11 protein-coding genes are annotated in these 17528 nt (G+C 65.8%); 7 read left to right on the forward strand and 4 right to left on the reverse strand.

Features of this window, described 5'->3' with window-relative positions:
* Window positions 1-52: 52 nt before the first annotated feature.
* The 3 genes from OKA04_RS09055 to OKA04_RS09065 form a co-directional block, all read right to left on the reverse strand.
* Window positions 53-211: a hypothetical protein gene (locus OKA04_RS09055; protein ID WP_264500830.1), complete on the reverse strand. Its 159-nt coding sequence runs from the start codon at window positions 209-211 to the stop codon at window positions 53-55.
* 12 nt (window positions 212-223) lie between these two features.
* Window positions 224-1093: a nucleoside hydrolase gene (locus OKA04_RS09060; protein ID WP_264500831.1), complete on the reverse strand. Its 870-nt coding sequence runs from the start codon at window positions 1091-1093 to the stop codon at window positions 224-226.
* 98 nt (window positions 1094-1191) lie between these two features.
* Window positions 1192-2043 carry a helix-turn-helix domain-containing protein gene (locus tag OKA04_RS09065; RefSeq protein WP_264500832.1) on the reverse strand — a complete coding sequence of 284 codons (852 nt, stop codon included), beginning with the start codon at window positions 2041-2043 and terminating at the stop codon, window positions 1192-1194.
* Between the two features lie 141 nt (window positions 2044-2184).
* Here OKA04_RS09065 and OKA04_RS09070 point away from each other — a divergent pair, with 141 nt between their 5' ends.
* The 7 genes from OKA04_RS09070 to OKA04_RS09100 all read left to right on the forward strand — a co-directional run bounded on the left by OKA04_RS09070 (window position 2185) and on the right by OKA04_RS09100 (window position 15448).
* A complete protein-coding gene (locus OKA04_RS09070) occupies window positions 2185-2892 on the forward strand; it encodes a PEP-CTERM sorting domain-containing protein (protein WP_264500833.1) in 708 nt (235 codons plus the stop codon).
* Between the two features lie 102 nt (window positions 2893-2994).
* Window positions 2995-3363, forward strand: a complete 369-nt coding sequence (locus tag OKA04_RS09075) for a hypothetical protein (protein ID WP_264500834.1) — start codon at window positions 2995-2997, stop codon at window positions 3361-3363.
* 322 nt (window positions 3364-3685) lie between these two features.
* Window positions 3686-4258: an ECF-type sigma factor gene (locus tag OKA04_RS09080; protein ID WP_264500835.1), complete on the forward strand. Its 573-nt coding sequence runs from the start codon at window positions 3686-3688 to the stop codon at window positions 4256-4258.
* Between the two features lie 5 nt (window positions 4259-4263).
* Window positions 4264-6537 carry a serine/threonine-protein kinase gene (locus OKA04_RS09085; protein WP_264500836.1) on the forward strand — a complete coding sequence of 758 codons (2274 nt, stop codon included), beginning with the start codon at window positions 4264-4266 and terminating at the stop codon, window positions 6535-6537.
* Between the two features lie 431 nt (window positions 6538-6968).
* Window positions 6969-10358 (forward strand): hypothetical protein, encoded by a 3390-nt coding sequence (locus OKA04_RS09090; protein ID WP_264500837.1) that lies wholly within the window; start codon window positions 6969-6971, stop codon window positions 10356-10358.
* Between the two features lie 11 nt (window positions 10359-10369).
* A complete protein-coding gene (locus OKA04_RS09095) occupies window positions 10370-11047 on the forward strand; it encodes a hypothetical protein (RefSeq protein WP_264500838.1) in 678 nt (225 codons plus the stop codon).
* A 60-nt stretch (window positions 11048-11107) separates the two neighbouring features.
* Entirely contained in the window at window positions 11108-15448 is a 4341-nt protein-coding gene (locus OKA04_RS09100) for a LamG-like jellyroll fold domain-containing protein (RefSeq protein ID WP_264500839.1), read from the forward strand.
* A gap of 529 nt (window positions 15449-15977) precedes the next feature.
* Here the strand turns inward: OKA04_RS09100 and OKA04_RS09105 are convergent.
* Window positions 15978-17525 (reverse strand): sialidase family protein, encoded by a 1548-nt coding sequence (locus tag OKA04_RS09105; RefSeq protein ID WP_264500840.1) that lies wholly within the window; start codon window positions 17523-17525, stop codon window positions 15978-15980.
* Window positions 17526-17528: the final 3 nt, after the last annotated feature.

Consider the following 17528-nt stretch of genomic DNA (forward strand, 5'->3'; position numbering starts at 1 on the left):
CCCTCAGCGTGTTGCGGTGAATGCGGGTTTTTTTCCTTCAGGACGTGGGTTTTTAGTCGCCGGCCGGAGGTTGTTTCGCCGCGAATCCTGCGATTTTCGCGTGGAAATCACCTAACATCAGCCGGTTGTCGATGGACGTGAAAACGCGGATGGTCCTGCCGCCTTCTACGGCGGCGTACTGGCCGTGGTCGTCGATGCGCGGGGCCTTCATTTCCACGCGACCTCAGGATGACGGATCGATTTCCCAGGAGGATTGCAGCGCGGTGAGCAGGACGAGCGGGCTGTCCCCGAGAACGTAGGCCTCGCCGAGCGAGCCTTTGGCGCGGGTCATGAGGTCTTCCAGTCGGCCGAGCAGGTAGCGCCCGAGGGGATTGCGCGCCGGGTCCATGCGGTGCTTCAGCTCGGCGTGGGAGACGAGCGCCTGGCGGTAGGTGCTGCGCGGGACTTGCCAGAGGGGCAGGTCGGAGCGGTTGAAGACGACCTGGGCGGCCTTGCGGTCGATGCTGAGATTATATTCCACCCGCGCGGCTCCGGGTGGGGGAGGGGTGCCGGGGTATTCCGGCCCGCCGATCCAGATGAGCCGCAGCTTCGACGAGATCCGCGGCTCGGTGAGCCAGGCGCTGGCGGCATCGGTGAGGCCGGCCCCGCAGACGAGGTAGAGCGGGGTCTTCACGTCCTCGCGCATCGCCTCGCGAATGATGAAGTCCACGGCGTCATTTCGCTGCGGCGTGCCGTTGTCCGCGAGCGGGGTGCCGGCCCCTTTGAAAAGGGGGACCTTTCCGGTGAGGCCCATCACGGCGAGCAGTTCGCCCGCCATGTGGACGGCGTGCTCCGCGGTGCCGGGATAGCCGTAGAATCCGCGGGGATGATTGTGCGAGCCGACGATGCCGCGGACCTCGACGGACGGGGAGAGGAGATGGTGGGCGAGCTGGAAAAGCCCGTCGGGATCGCCGCCGAAATCATTGTCGATGATGACGCGCGCGCGCTTCGCGATGGGTGGCGCGGAGTCCCCGGCATGGATCGTTTGCGCGGCGGAATGCGGCACCGCCAGCACCAGGGCGAGCAGGGGGGTGGCAAGGGATAGTCGGGTCATCTCGATGAAGCGTGGAGCTTCACCGGTAACCGTGCGTTCTCCCGTGCCGCCGCTTCAAGTGCTCCATTCGGGGGAGCGCCGGGGCCTTCATGGGATGCTCACGCCGAGGACGGCGAGTGGCCCGGGGTAGCGCCCGCGCGACGCCGGTAGTCGGAGGGCGAGCAGCCGTGGTGGGCGCGGAAGGCCTTCGAGAAATGGAAGGCATCGTAGTAGCCGAGCGAGGTGGCGATGGCGTCGATCTTCAGGTCCGTGCGCTGCAGGGTGAGGGCGGCGCGGGCCACCCGCATGCGGCTGCGGTACTTCTGCGGGGGCTCTCCGGTGGCGGCCTTGAAGGCCTTGCGAAAGGAGTCGTAGTCGAGGCCTACCTGCGTGGCGATGTCGCGGATATCCGCGGCGCCGGCACCGCGGGCGAGCGCGTGGCAGGCCTGCTCCAGCCACGCCGGCGTGGAATCGTCATGCGGGCGCGAGGCCAAGGCATCGGCGATCATGCCGTGGATCTCCGCGACGCGGTGGCTGGCATCGACGGGCCGCACGGTCGGCTTCAGCACGCGGAAGAACCGCTCCGACCACTCCGCCAGCGGATCCAGTCGCCACACGGGCAGCGCGACATTCAGGCCGTGGGACCGCCATGCATCGAAGGCCGGGCCGTCGAAGGCGACGAAAACCTCTTCCCAGTGGTCACCCTTTTCCGGCCCGTACTGGTGGGGCACTTCCGGGAAGACGAAGATGAGATCCCCGGCGGAAAGCCTGCGGTCCGTCCCGCGATTGTCGCGGAATCGCCCCTTCGTCTCTCCCAGTAGCAGGACCATGGCATACATTCCGTAGGTGCGGAAGTGATTGAAGCCGGTGCCGCCGATGCCGGCCAGATGGCCGCCGTAAACGCGCTGGCCGAGAGGATTCGCGGAATCGAAATACGAGATGATGCCGGGATTCCCCAAGTGGATGTCCATCCCGGATTTTACATGGATTTGTCCAAAGCGTCCATTCCCAGTACGTGCCAATTCCGGTTAAGTGGGTGATGCAATCGAGCCACCTCGCGGCTCGGTCCGCCCACCCTCCAAGACTTCAAAAAGAGCCCCATGAAATTGTCCATGAAATGCAAGGCACTCGCTGCATTCGCCAGCGCCTCCATCGCCCTCGCTGCCACGCAGGCGTCCGCCGCCACGGTGATCGAACTCAGCAACCCGGGATTCGAGACCGATGCCGTAGGCTCCGGCGCGGGAGGCTCCTTCGTGCCTGCGGGCTGGACGTCCTTCGCCAGTGGAGGCGGCAATCACTTCGTGGGAGACGGCGCATGGCTCGCGGGCGATGCGGTCCTGGGAGCTCACACGGGTGACCAGTATTACCTCGCGCACGTCTTGAACAATGGCCACCGCACGATCCATCAGGACACGAGCCTCGCCTGGTCCTCCCTCGTCGCCGGCGACGTGCTGACGATGTCCGTGTGGACGACCTATCGTAGCAATCTCGCTCCGGGCCTAGTTTACATGTGGCTGAATGACACGGACGCGCCGAGTGCGAGTCCGAATTCCGGCCCGATCGACATCGCCGCCGACGCGGCCCCGGGCGTGTGGACGCAGCGCGTGTGGAATTTCACCGTGACGCAGGGCATCCTGGACACCGCGAGCGCCAATAGCTGGGGCACCGTGAATCTCCAGCTCGGCATGATCGGCAGCACGGGCGACCGGCAGGCGATCTTTGACGACGTCTCGATGGTGCTTACCCCTGTCCCTGAGCCGTCTACTGCCCTGCTCGCCGGTCTCATGGGCGTGTCCTTCCTGATCCGCCGCCGCCGTTGATCGCGGGCTGACCTGCTTTTCCGGCCCACGCCCGCTCGCCGGTGCGTGGGCCGCATTGTTTGTAATGGGGGTGAAAATCCGCTGGCGAATCTCCCCGCTCCCATGACTTTGCTCATCATGGGAGATCCCGTAGAAAAGGTGCCGGAAGATGGCTGGGAGAAGACGTGGGCGGCACTGGAGGCCTTGCCCCCTGAGGAGCAAAATGCGCCGCAGACCATCCGGCTCCGTCTCTACTGCGCGATCGGCCTGGAGCGGTGGAATACGGTGCGGGAGCTGGCCGAGCATCTTGCCCAGGGGGATGACGAGGACCGCTGGGCCGCATCCGGCGGATTCCGCGTGCTGGCAGGCGTGGCCACCCGCGCGCGGGAAATCGAGGCGGCGAAGGTGCTCGTGCTCTCGGCGGTCGAGGCGTGGCCGGAAGTCCGCCAGGAAATCGCCGACGATCCGGAGTTGGTGCAGCATCTGCCCTAGAACATTCGCTTTCGACTGTAGCCGTTCAGGAGGCTTCGTCGGAAGAGATCGAACCGCGAAAAACGCGAAATCCCGCGAAATTCTTGGATCGGGATGTTCTTCCTGCCTTTCAGATTTCGCGCCTTTTCGCGTCCTCCCGCGCCAAGAATCGATCCGCGAATGGCCCGCGGTCTGTGGCTAGGCGTCACGCGCCGGATGGTGACGGAATGCTTTCATCTTGCGGTTGGACACCGGGGGGAGGCGGGGCCTAGGGTTTACAACCTACTGCTTGCCTCGGTGAACCCATGACGATGCAAACCCGGAACCCCAACCCCGTGCGGCCATGAGCGAACAGGTCCAGTGCGCCACCTTCGCGTCATTCCAAGACGGCCCGTTTTCCACGGGCGGCCTCACTTCACACCGCATGCTGCCGCTGGTGTATGACAAGTTGCGGAGGCTCGCCGCGTCGAAGATGTTCCGCGAGCGCGGGCTCCAGACGCTCCAGCCGACCGCGCTGGTCCACGAGGCATGGCTCCGGCTGGTCTCGTCGAAGTCGGACTGGCACAGCCAGGCGCACTTCCTCGGTGCCGCGGCGGAGGCCATGCGCCGCGTGCTGGTGGACCGGTCCCGGAGCAAGTCCGCGCTGAAGCGCCAGACGGTGGAGCCGGAGCCTGACTCCTCCACCGTGAGCCACCCGCACGTGGATCACCTGGTCATCATCCACGAGTCGCTGAAGATCCTCGAGAAGGAGGACCCCATGGCGGCGGAGATCGTGGTGCTGAAGTTTTTCAGCGGCTTCACCAGCGAGGAGATCGCCTCCATGTCCTTCCAGAGCGTGCGCGCGGTGGAGAGGCAGTGGACCTTTGCAAAGGCGAGGCTCTTCAAGATCATCCGCGACGATCTCCAGAGCTGTTAGGCCGCGTGAACGACGCAGCCACAGAGCTGGCGCTGGCCAGTGCGATCTTCGAGGCCGCCCTCTCGCTGGACGACCCCGGCACGCGGGAGAAGTTCCTGGAGCGCGCCTTTCAGGACGACCGTGAGGGGCTGGAGCAGATGCGCGAGCTGCTGGATTCCTCCCGCGACTCCACGCCCTTCTTCCTGGAAGCGGGGGAGGCGAGGGGGCACGTCGCGACGGAGCTTTTCCGCGAGATTTCTCCGGAAGAGGATCCGCCGGCCGCGGCAGCCGAGCCATCGTCGGTCACGCGGGATCTCATCGGCTCATCCATCGGCCAGTATCATCTGGTGCGGTGCCTGGGCGTGGGCGGCAGCGGCATCGTCTATGAGGCGGAGCAGCGCGAGCCGGTGCGGCGGAGGGTGGCGCTGAAGATCATCACCATCGACACGGAGAGCGCCGCGGCGAAGGCGCGCTTCGACATCGAGCGGCAGGCGCTCGCGATCATGGACCACCCGAATATCGCGAAGGTCCTCGATGCGGGCGGCACGCACAATGGCCGACCCTACTTCGTGATGGAACTCGTCACGGGCGAGGCGATCACCACGTACTGCGACCGGGAAAAGCTGGGCATCCGCCAGCGCATCGCCCTCTTCGCGGACGTGTGTGCGGCCATCCAGCACGCGCACTCGAAGCGGATCATCCACCGCGACATCAAGCCGTCGAACGTGCTCGTCACCGTGCAGGACCAGGACCGCAAGCCGGTGGCAAAGGTGATCGACTTCGGCATCGCGAAGGCGGCGAGCCACGACCTGAAGGCCCATCCGCTGCTGACCTCGCACGATCAATTCCTGGGCACGCCGGCCTACATGAGCCCGGAGCAGGTGGAGATGATCGGGCTGGACGTGGACACGCGCAGCGACATCTACAGCCTCGGCGTGCTGCTTTACGAGTTGCTCACCTCGCGCACGCCTTTCGACCGGTCAGAGCTCGCGAATTCCGGGCTGGCTTCCATGCGGAAGAAGCTGCTGGAAGCTCTACATCCGAAGCCCTCGGCAAGGCTCGGCGGCATCCCCGCGCCGGAGCAGGAAGCCATCGCGGAAGCACGGGGCACCAGCGTGCCGAAGCTCTCGGCGGCCCTTCGCGGGGACCTCGACCTCGTGGTGATGAAGGCGCTCGAGAAGGATCGCAACAAGCGCTACGAGACGGCGAACAGCCTGACCACGGACCTGCGCCTGTGGCTGGAGAACAAGCCGGTGTCGGCGAGGAATCCGAACAACATCTACTCCTTCCGGAAATTCATCGGGCGGAACAAGATCCCCTTCTTCTCCGCGTGCGCGGTGGCGGCGTCCATCCTGCTCGGATTCGGCACATCGCTGCGGCTGTATTTCCGCGAGCGATCCGCGCTCTACGAGCAGGCGAGGCTCAGCCGCGAGGCCGAGCATTCGCGTGATCTGGAGCAGCAGCTCCGCAACCAGGCGCAGGCCCGCGCGAATGTTTCCCGCGCCGCCTTCCTCCTCAGCGAGGGGAAGGAGAAGGAGGCGGACGAACTCCTGCAGGCGAATCCGCTGGAGTCCATCGAGCCCTCGAAGGAAGCCTCTTCCGTCTTCCGCAGCCTGGGCGGCTGGTATGGCACCTATGGCGAGTGGGACAAGGCGGTGCAGTGCTTCCGCCTGATGAACCAAGCCACGAAGTTGAACACGGCCTCCGACATTCTCCGCGGCTCGGATTTGCTGGTGACCGCGTCGGCCCTGCTCAAGTCCGGCGACTTCGCGGGCTACGAGGCCTTCCGCCGGGATGCGCTGGAGCGCCTGCTGCCCGTGGGCGACTCGCTCGAGGCGGAGCATCTGCTGAAAGCCTGCCTGCTGACGCCGCCTTCGCAGGACGTGCTGCACATGCTGGAGGACGCGGCCGCGCGTTGCCAGGAGACCATCGATGGGGAGGCCCGCGGCGAATACCCCGCGTGGGAGGCATTCTCGCTCGCGCTCTACCAGTATCGCATGGGCGACTTCGAGGAAGTGATCGCCACCGGGCGCACGGGGCTGGAGATCTCGGGGATCAAGGACATCTGCGCCGCGTCGATCCGCCTGCTCACCGCGCTATCGCATCAGAGGCTCGGCAATGCGACGGCGGCTGAGGAAGATTTCCGATGGGCGAAGGACCTCATCCTCGGGAACCTGACCACGGAGATGACCGAGGAAAAGGCCATCATCCCGAAGTGGTATGACTGGTCCGCCGCAGCCATCCTGCTCGCCGAGGCGGAGCAGGGCGGCATCGGACGCGCCACGTCCCAGGCCCGGTGAAGCAGCACTTCAGGCAGCCGGGCTCTCGATCACGGCAGCCGACTTTGACCGGCGCAGCATCCATCCCGAGGTCCAGCGGAAAGGCCAGTAGGCGATCGCCGAGAGGGGGATGCTGTTAGAAAGACGCTACGGACGCGACGGGCCAATCATATGTGTGAAGTGCTTGGATAGCGTGCGGTTGTGACGATCCGGTCACGTGGTGGGAGGGGCGATTTGCAGCGCGGGGAAATTCGGGAAATCTCGGCGGACTGGCGGATTTGATTCCGCATAAATGGTTAGTCCGGCGATCTGCGACTGCCATGAGAAACATCCCCTTCTTTCCCGAGACCTCCCGGTTAACGAGATCGGAGAGTGGAGCCGTGCCCGGTTCCGGCAGGTGCCGCGGAGGGCGATCTGTTAGATCCGGCGGGCATCCGCGGGGCTTCGCGCTGGTGACGGTCCTGACACTTTCGGTGTTGCTGGTGATGCTCGCACTGGGCCTGCTCACTCTCGGTGGGATCAGCCTGCGATCGGAGGGCGCGGGCCAGGCGGCGCGGGAGGCGCGGGCAAATGCGCGGCTGGCGCTGATGATGGCGCTGGCGAGGCTGCAGGAGGAGGTGGGGGATGACCGCAGGATCACCGCCGATGCCTCGATCCTGGGGAATACCGGGCAGCCTCATCTGGTCGGCGTGTGGGAGTCATGGTCGCCCGGTTTCACGGAGGCGCCGGACCGCGAGGCTCCGGACTACGACGCGGAGAAGTCGTCGCGCTTCAAGCGGTGGCTGGTATCCGGCGCGGACGAGATCACGCGTAGCGAGGACCTGGGCCGCCTAGAACCGGGCGGGAATGACGTGGCCTTGTTCGGCAGGGAAACGGATGGCTTTGATCTGAAAGGCGCGCCAGTAGGTGTTCCCGAGGGTCGATATGCGTGGGCGGTCTCGCAGGAAAACACGAAGGCGAAGGTGAACGTGGCGGGACCCGAGGACGATCCCGACGATGAGGTGAAGAACGCACCCCTGCATGTGCAGCCGCGTCCATCGCTGGCGCTTTCCGAAGTACTACGCCAGCCGGAGTCCGGGTGGGACCGGCGCGCGGGCTCCGTGATCTCGCTGAACCAGGTGGAGCTGGATTCGGGCCTGATGGATGCGGGGCAGTCGTTTGGCCAGGCGCGCGCGAGCTTCACCGCGAGTTCCTTCGGAGTGCTCAGTGACGTGGTGCGGGGCGGTCTGAAGACGGACCTCAGCCTGGGTCTGGAGCTGGAAGATGCAACATTCGCGCAGGCCTCGTGGGGCGGTGTGGCAAATCCCTTCCGCTCCGCAGGCGCTCCCGAGGGCGTGCGGACTCCGGCCACCTACAAGGGCCAGCGCGCGCTTTTCACCCCGCTGGTGGAGAGCCCCATCGTTTCCTTCACCACCGACTACGAGCCCACGAATGTGGCGAACCGCTTCTACGCGGCGGGCGTCCCGACCTTCGATCACCTGCGCTCCTTCGCGCGCCTGCCCTATCACCTCTACGGCGGCCAGAGCCCCACGGTGGCGGAGCGTGGCGAGGATCACGCGGGCATCGCGCTCGCCGCGGCACCGCAGGCGAAGACCTTCTTCTCACCTGCCAAGCCGCCGACGGGGAAGGGCTCCGCGCTCTCCATCCGGCCGGTGCTGAACCGCGTGATCTTCCTCTTCAGCGCGCGTCTGGGCGCGGACAACCAGGTGCGGCTGGTGATGACGCCCGTGGTGGTACTATGGAACCCGTACAACATCGCCCTGGAGATGGAGGGCACGGTGGTCTATCCGTGGATGGACGTTCCCTTCCGCATCCAGTGGGATTTCTCCGGGCCCACCGTGGGGGAGAAGCGTGAGACCGTCTTCATGTCATCCATGATGACGAAGCAGCACGGGCGCTCGATCGATCCGTATTTCTTCTGCGAGCTGACGGCCAAGGGCGACGGGCGGACGAACGTGCCGATCCGCATGGAGGCGGGCGAGGTGCGGATCTTTTCCCCCGCGAGCACGACCACCTCGGAATTCAAGCGCATCTCCGCGAATGCCGCGCGCACCGTGAGGATGAAGCCGGTGGATGACATCCAGCAGCTCAATACGAAGGGCGGGCTGAGCATCCCGATGGAGGGCGGGAATGGCGGCGACGGCTTCACCGCGGTGATGGGCCCGGACGACTCGGTCACCGTCACGGTGATGGAGTCCGGCGCGACGGGGCGCTTCAATTATTTCATCGGCATGGAGGATGCCACGCGCATCAAGATCCCCTCGGACTTCGCGACCGGGCAGGTGATCGCGGAGGTGCAGACGATCAAGTTTTCCTCGCCGGTGCCGCGCGTCACCTCGCGGAAGCTGACCTATGGCGACCTGAAGGCGGAGCGCCAGCCCTTCGGCGTGCTGGAGACCTTCCAGCATGTGGCAAATCGCGGGCTGCCCGGCGTGGCCACCGTGTCCGACCTGCTCTACACGACAAATCCGCGGCAGTCCGCCATCAGCCACCAGCTTGCCGCCGGGTCCTTCACCGCGGTGCCGCACTACCAGTCGCACCTGCGGCCGGTGTCCACCTTCGACAGCGCGATCCAGACGTCCTTCAATGGCCAGCGGAGCTATTGGGGCGGCGCGCTGGACCCGCAGTTCGGACGGGACCGCCTGCCGTTCTTCGAGATCCCGCGTGATCCCGTGCTTTCGCTCGGTGCCTTCCAGCACGCGAATCTCGGGTCATCGACATTCTCGACATCGTATCAGTTCGGCAACAGTTGGGCATCTTCCTACCTGCCGATCTCCAGCGTGGGCAAGCTGGACAAGAGCAAGGTGGCGGGCGGCGTGCCGGTTTACGACACCAGCTATCTCGTGAACGAGGCGCTGTGGGATGGCTTCTTCTTCAGCGGCATCTCGCCGGTGCTGGAGCCGGGTGCCGCCGGCACTCCGGGGAAGGCATGGGAGACACCGCGTGCGAATGTCGTGAAATCCAGCCGCTCCGTGCTGGAAGACTTCGTGGCAAATTCACGCGAGCATCCGCTGGCGAATCCGCGCATGCATCTCCACCAGGGAGGCCTAACAGATGAGTCGCTGGTGGACTCACTGTCCTCGCCCGCTGGCTGCCGCATGGCCGCCGCGCACCTGATGGTGGACGGTGCTTTCAATATCAACTCCACCGATGTCGAGGCGTGGACCGCGCTGCTCGCGGGCCTGCGCGGGCAGGACTTCGAGGTCGAGGGCGGTGCGCAGGCGGCAGCGGACAGCACGTCCTTCCCTCGCTTCCGCCAGCCATCGGGCAGCGAGGGGGACATCTGGAATGGCTTCCGCTCGCTGACGGACGCGCAGGTCCGCGAGCTGGCCGCCGGGATGGTGGAGCAGGTGAAGGCGAGGGGGCCGTTCCTTTCGCTCGCGGAATTCGTGAACCGCCGCGTGGAGAAGTCCGATCTCGGCAAATCCGGCGCGGTGCAGTCGGCGATCGATGCCGCGGGCGTGAACACTCAGGCATCGCAGAAGCCCTTCCCGATGGACGGCTACCCTGCCGAGGCGCAGTCGCACATCATCCCGGACAGCGGCGTGGCGATCCCCGGCTTCCTGACGCAGGCGGACGTGCTGCAATCGCTCGCGCCCGTCATCACGTGCCGCTCGGACACCTTCACGATCCGCGCGTATGGCGAGTCGCTGGACAAGTCAGGGAAGGTCGCCGCGCGCGCCTGGTGTGAGGCCGTGGTGCAACGCACGCCGGATTTCATCGACGCTGTGGATCGTCCGGAGACGGCTCCCGATGAGGCGAGCCCGGTGAACCGGCAATTCGGCAGGCGCTTCGAGATCGTTTCCTTCCAGATGCTCCATCCTTCCGAAATCCGATCATGACTCCGGCTCCGATGCTGACTTCCTTTCGCGCGGCTGCGGTCCTCGCTGCCGCATTCCTGTGCGCGCATGCAGAGGCCGCGTCGGTGCGCTTCCTGGCGTGGGATCACCAGGTCTCCTCGCTGAAGCTGATGGTGCGCCACGACGGAAAGGATCGCCCCATCGTGGACCTCCACGCCGACAAGCGCTCGGAGCCCGTGACGGATCTGCCTGGCGATGCGGAACTCATTCTCGTGAATCCGGCAGCGAAGGGCCCGGAAGGCGATCCCGCCACTGTCGCCGTGAAGATCCCGCAGGGACTCGCGGAGCCGCTCGTCATCCTGTTGCCGGACGCGGCGGGCGACGCCGGCGTGCGGGGCTTCGCGGTGGATGATTCGTCCGCCGGTTTCAAATACGGCACCACGCGCTTCCTGAATACCACGGGCAAGCCGCTGGCTGTGAGATGCGAGAAGAGCGTCCTCCGTCTGGACAAGTCCTGGGTGCCGGTGGACGTGGACCCCGGCGGTGCCGCACGCAACGTGCCCGTCCAGATGGCTCCGGCGGAGAAGACCTCCACGGTGCTCTATTCCTCCATCTGGGAATACGACCCGGGCGTCAGGAAGCTCGCGCTGATCCTCGCCGGGACCGCCCGCGAGGCCGGGATGATCCAGGTGAAGATCATTACCGAGAGACGCCGCGATCCCGCGCCGTGACCGACCCTCCCTCCGATTTCTAATTACTAGTCCTATCGTACCATAATCCCCGACTCCAACGTGAAGCCCCACTTTTTCCATCATCGCACCTCGCTCCGCACGGCCATCATCGCGAGCTGTCTTTCCACGGCCATCGTCCACGGCGCGGTGGAGGTCGCCGGCGAACTCCTCATCGACCTGGATGCCACCGACTATAGGACGGAGGAAGGCGTGTGGCCGCAGCACTCGGTCACCGGCATCCCCGGTGACTTCATCAAGCAGCCGACCGGCACGCCGCAGCTCCAGACGATCGGCGGCAAGCTCGCGCTGGTGCTGGATGGCGATGGCGACTACCTCGCCGGTCCCGTGACCACCGCCGCGCTCGACGCGCCGAATGCGACGCACTCGGTGGAGTACTGGGTCTTCCAAGGCCAGACGCGTCCCGAGGAGTCCGTCGTCTCTTGGAGCGCTCGCGGCGGTCCGGCAGGCACGCTCGCGGGCTTCCGCTACGGCAGCCACGGTGGCTCCGGGGCGATCGGTCGCTGGGATTCCGCGGACGCCGCATTCGCCGCCCCGCATGCCGGTGGTCCGGCGGTCGGCGTGTGGCACCACATCGTGGCCACCTTCGATGGTACCACGCAGCGCGTCTATGTGGATGGCCAGCTCAATGCGAGCAAGGCGGTGACGCTGGATGCAAAGGACGGCCTGCAGATCTACGTCGGCACCGAGCGGAATACGGACGGCACGGACGTGGGTCGTCTTCGCCAGTTCTCCGGGGCCATCAGTCGCATCCGCATCCACTCCGGTGCGCTGTCCGCCGTGCAGATCCTGAACAATTACAATACCGAGGTGGCCGCGCATCCGGGCATCACGCCCGCGCCGCTCAGCCGCCCGCCGGTTCACCGCTGGTCCTTCAGCGAGGCCGCGGGCCCGGCAGCGAATGGCGCGATCGTTTCCGATAGCATCGGCGGCCTGACCGGCGTCATCCGTGGCAATGGAGCGACCTTCACCGGCACGGGCGTCACGCTTCCCGGTGGCCTGCCAGCCACCCAGCCCGCCTACATCGACCTGCCGAATGGCATCGTCTCCAGCAAGCAGCGGGTGACGCTGGAAGTGTGGGCCACCCAGGCCTCGACGCAATCCGGCAGCCGCATGATGAGCTTCAGCAAGAGCACCATCGGCGAGGTGAATACGCCGGGGAATTCCCCCTCCTTCAACGGGGCCGAGTCCATCGCGCTCTACGCGAACACCGGCACCGCCACGAACATGCGGCTGGAGCGAGTGGGCGGCACGATGTCGAACGGCGGCAACAACCGCCAGTCGGAAGGCGCCACCACGCTGAACGTGAAGATGCACTACGCCATCACCTACGATCCGGATTTCAAGGAGTGGCGCCTCTACCGCAATGGCTACCTCATGGAGACGCTGCCGGAAACGCAGGGCCCGACGAGCATCGGCGACGTGAACAACTGGCTCGGCCGCTCGGACTTCGGTGCCGATTCGGGATTCGCCGGAGTCTTCGATGAGTTCCGCGTTTACAATTACACGCTCACCGAAAGCGAGATCCGCGGGAATACGGAAGCAGGTCCCGACACGCTCACCTCGGGCGCGGTGAACGTCTTCCGGTGGTCGCCCGCTGCGGGTGGCACGCATGCCTTCAACAACGCCGGGGGGCAGGACAATTGGAATGCCGCGTCCGCCTTCCCGAATGCCGCCGGTGCCATGGCCAACGTGGTGAACAACATCACGGGCGACCAGACCATCGAGCTGAATACCACCGCGAAGCTCGGGAACTTCACCATCGGCGATGCGGACGGAAGCCATCGCTTCACCGTGACTGCGGGCACCAGTGGCGTGCTGGAGATGAGTGCCGCGCCGGGTGCCTATGCCAGCCTCACCCAGACCTCGACGAGCGGCGCGAACGAGATCTCCGCTCCGCTGCTGCTTTCCTCGGAGACGGAAATGGCGAATACCAGCTCCACGGCCTCGCTGACGCTCTCCGGCCCGATCTCCGGTGCGGCTCATTTTTCCAAGGCAGGCACCGGCCCGGTGATCCTCACGGCTGACAACTCGGCGCATGCGGGCAGGATTTCCGTGAACAGCGGCCAACTCGTCATCGGGAATGGCGGCACCACGGGCACACCGGGCAGCGGCCCGCTGGCGCTCACGGACGAAGGCGTGCTGGTGCTGAATCGCCAGGATGCGACTACATTCTCTAACAACCTCACCGGAGCCGGGATCATTCGTCTCGCGGGTGCGGGCCAGGTGACGGCCACCGGCACCATCGAGACCACTGGGCCGCTGCAGGTCTATCCTGGTGCCTCCCTCGTGAATCAGGCGATGGCGAGTGTCGGCAGCACCAGCATCGAGGGCGAATTCGTGAACGCCGAGCCGCTGATCTTCACGACCGGCGAGCTGTTCGTCGGCGATACACAGGCGGCGTCGGGCCGCCTCCTCGTCAGCGATGGAGTGGTGAATGCCGGCTCAATCATCGTGGCACGGAATCTCAATACCTCCGGAGTCATCCTTCAGACCGGCGGTGTGGTGCACGATCGCTCCGGCGGATCCGACAACGTGATCGGCGGCACGAACAATACCTCGTCGCTTTCCTGGGGTGCCTACCGCATGACCGGCGGCGAGCTGAATAGCAGCACGCACTTCCAGATCGGCGCGCACGGCATCGGCGTGATGGAGGTGGAGAATGCGACGGCGAACTTCAACTCCGGTGTCATCTCGATCGGGCGCTATCAGAATGGCTCGATCTCCCGCGGTCGCGGCGTGCTGGATGTGCGCGAGGGCGGCGTGATCAACCAGACCTCCACCGGCAACCGCATGGTGGTGGGTGAAAAGGGCACCGGCACGGTGAACGTGCGCGACGGCGGTCTCCTGAATCTAACAGGTGGCCTCACCGTCAGTGCCGGTGCCGCCGCGGACCCGGGTGACGGCACGGTGAACCTGCTGCCCGGCGGCACCATCGCGACGCAGGTGGTCGCGCGTGGTGGATCGACGCTGCGTGCGCCTTTCAATTTCCAAGGCGGCGTCCTCCGCGCGCGTGGCAATCAGCCCGGGTCGAACCAGACGCTCTTCATGACCGGGTGCAATGCGTATCTGTATGCGGGTGGCGCGTTGATCGACTCGAATGGCTTCAACATCCGCGTGGGCCAGATCTTCGAAGATCCCACCGGCAGCGGTGTCACGAGCATCCCGGTCACCAATGGCGGCTCCGGCTACCTCGCTGCGCCGTATGTGGAGATCACCGGTGGCGGCGGCACGGGTGCCACGGCCATGGCAAGCGTGACCGATGGCGTGGTGACCAGCATCACCGTGACGAGCCCGGGCATCAACTACACCTCGGCTCCCACGATCAATATCCTCGGCGGTGGCGAGGGCTCCGGCCTCACGGTGGGCACCCCGGTGCTCGCGCAAAATGTCGCGGGCGATCTGGTGAAGCAGGGCGCGGGATCGCTTTCGCTCGAGGGCGCCAGCATCTACAGCGGCCTCACCCGCGCGGAGCAGGGGACGCTGCTGGTGAATGCGGATCACTCTGCGGCCACGGGTGAGACGCAGGTCTCCACGGCAGGCACGCTCGGCGGTGTCGGCATCCTGGGTGGTGACGTGACGGTGGCCGGTGCGATCAATCCCGGCCGCGCTGTAACGGGTGACACGACCGGTGTGCTGACCGCTCTGCAAGACGTCTCCTTCACCGCTGGCTCCAGGCTGGTGGTGGACATCGACGAGAGCAAGGACGTGAAGAACGACATGCTCATGGTGATGGGCGATCTCGACCTGACCGGCGCGACCCTGTCGGTGAATCTGACGGGCGCGCCTGCCGGACTGCCGTATGTGATCGCGAACTTCGGCAGCCGCACGGGCGAGTTCGCGTCGGTGCCGGAGGGCGTGACGGTGGTTTACCATGAGAACAGCATCGAGATCACCTCGATCGCGGGCACGCAGTCGCCCTATCAGGAGTGGATCGCGGGCTTCTTCCCCGGCGAGACCGACCCGCTCGTCATCGGCCCCGACGCGGACCCTGATGGCGATGGCAGCTCGAACCTGCTGGAGTATGCCCTCGGCGGTGATCCCGACAGCGGGACCGGCAAGCCGGTGGTGCATGTCTTCTCGTCCGACCGCGGGCTGGGGGGTACTGTGAAGGACATCGTGATGACCATCGCGGTGCGGCAAGGTGCGTCGGCCTTCGAGGGATCGCCATCCCCGGCCATCGCATGGGACGGTGTGAACTACGTCGTCGAGGGCAGCTCCGACCTCACGGACTTCACGCATCCGGTCTCGGCCATCGCCCCGGTCACCGATGGTCTCGGCAATCCACCGGAGGGCTACGAATTCCGCAGCTTCATGCTGCAGGGTCCGAACAAGCCAAACGCAGGATTCCTGCGCGTGAAGGTGAGCGGAACCGCACCGTGAACGGGCACCGTTGTTAGATCAAATCACCGGCGGCCTTATTCAAGGTTCAAGGTCGCCGGTGAATCCCAGCCCTTATGACCCGCTCGCCAAGCAGGTCACGGGGGCATTTTTTGTTCGGATGATCCGTAGCGCCACATCGGCCTTCAAGCCATCGAAGCCCATGTCGGCGCACCTAATATCGGCTAAAGCCATCGCTCCCGGCTCCGCCGATCCTGTGCTCCCCTGGGAGCGCCGGTCATTAGACCGGCCCGAAGCAGCTCTCAACGCGGACGGAGACCCTGTGCCATCGTGGTCCGCATCGCTCCGCGTGCGGTGAAGCAGTTCTGCAAGCTGGCCCTATCCTCGGCTCTTGGAAGACGCGTGTAGAAGCGGGCCTTATCGGTTCCTTCCCCTGACCGGCGCACCGCACGCGGAGCGATGCGGACCACGATGGCCTCAAGTCACCACGGCCTCCAATGACCACTTCGCTCACCCGCCCAAGCCGGCTGAAGCCAGCGCTCCCGGCTCCGCCGTCCAATCCTCCAGTTCCTCACTCGCCCCATCCCGCGACGGGCAGGCGGAGGAAATACATGGTACTATGTCCCTCGTAGATGATGCCGAGGTGCGTATCCCCGGCGGGGGCGAGGCAGGAGTAGCCGAAGCCGCCGCGGGAATCGTAAAGGACGGCATCCTGCTCCGGCCAGGTGAGCCCCTGGTCGGTGGAGCGCTTCACGGTCATGGAATGGCGGCCATCGGTGGCGTCGGGGCTCGAGAACCACAGCGCGCCTTTCCACGCCAGGATGCTGCCCATGCAGACCGGGTCGCGCAGCGCCTTGCGGTCGGTGGGGTGGGGCGTCCAGGTCTTCCCAAGATCGCGCGTGGTCGCGATGGTGCGGGTGCCGCCGCGGTTGTCCCGGCAGTTGATCATGAGGCTGCCGTCGGCGAGTTCCGCGACCTGGGCCTCGGTCGTGTCGCTCTTCACGCCGGTGCCTGCCTGCCAGGTTTTGCCATGGTCGCTTGAGGAAATCACGGTGGACCACGGCTTGCCATCGGCCGCACGATATTGGGCGGCGAAGACCAGCGTGCCGTCCTTCATCGCGATGCCCGCGCCGGGGCCATTGAAGAAAAGACGCATCGCTGGGTCCTTCACCTGCGCGGTGATGTTCACCGGCGGCGACCACGTCTTGCCATCGTCGTCGCTGTGGGAAAGCACGAGCTGGCCGGTCTCCTCCGGCGACAGCCCCGGGCCGGAGCCGTGCCAGGCGCGATTCCCATGACTCCACAGTGCAGCGATCCAGATGCGGCCGTTCGCGGGATCGACGAGGATCGCAGGGTCGCCCACGCCATCGTGGCCGTGCTTCGGGTCGTCACCCATGTTCATGGCCACGCGCATCTTTTCCCAAGTCTGCCCGCTATCCGTGCTGCGCGACACGCCGACGTCGATATCCGCGGGAAGGTCGCGCGGGTGATCGTAGCGGATGTCATAGACGGCGATCAGCGAGCCCGCACGGGTCTGCGCGAGGCCGGGGATGCGGTAGGATGCCGAGCCATCGTCGCCGGGCAAGCGGATGGCGTGGCCGATGCGCTGGCTGCCGGGCGGAGAAGGCTGCGCGGGCTCTAACAGCTTGCCGCCGACCTTCACGCCGTGGAGCGAGGCATCGATGCGATGGTCGAGCGATGCGGTCTCTTTCAAGAACGGCGAGATCCAGAACCAATGCTCCCCGGGCGCGAGCGGGTGATCCACCGCGAGGGAAATCCTGCCACTCACATCCTTGCCCTCCGCGAGGGTCGCGCCGGGCTGCGCGGCGGGGTCGGCCTTGCCCGTGACGATGCGGTAGGACGCGATGTCCGCGAGATCCGTGGTCCCGGCGAAGTCCAGCTCGATGCCCTCCAGCGTCACGCCTTCAGCTCCTTCCTCGACGACGATGCGGAAGCCGAGCACCGGATTGTGGTCCTCGCGGATGAAGGCGGGGCAGACCGGTTGTGCCGTTTCCACCCGGACCGCAGGCGTGTCCGCCGCGGCAATGGCGATGACGAGCGAGGCCACCGCCGTGTGGAGGACGCGATGTGCGAAGGATCGTGAAGGGAAAGGAGCCATTTG

This window comes from Luteolibacter flavescens (assembly GCF_025950085.1).
In the GTDB taxonomy this organism is placed as follows: Bacteria; Verrucomicrobiota; Verrucomicrobiia; order Verrucomicrobiales; family Akkermansiaceae; genus Haloferula; species Haloferula flavescens.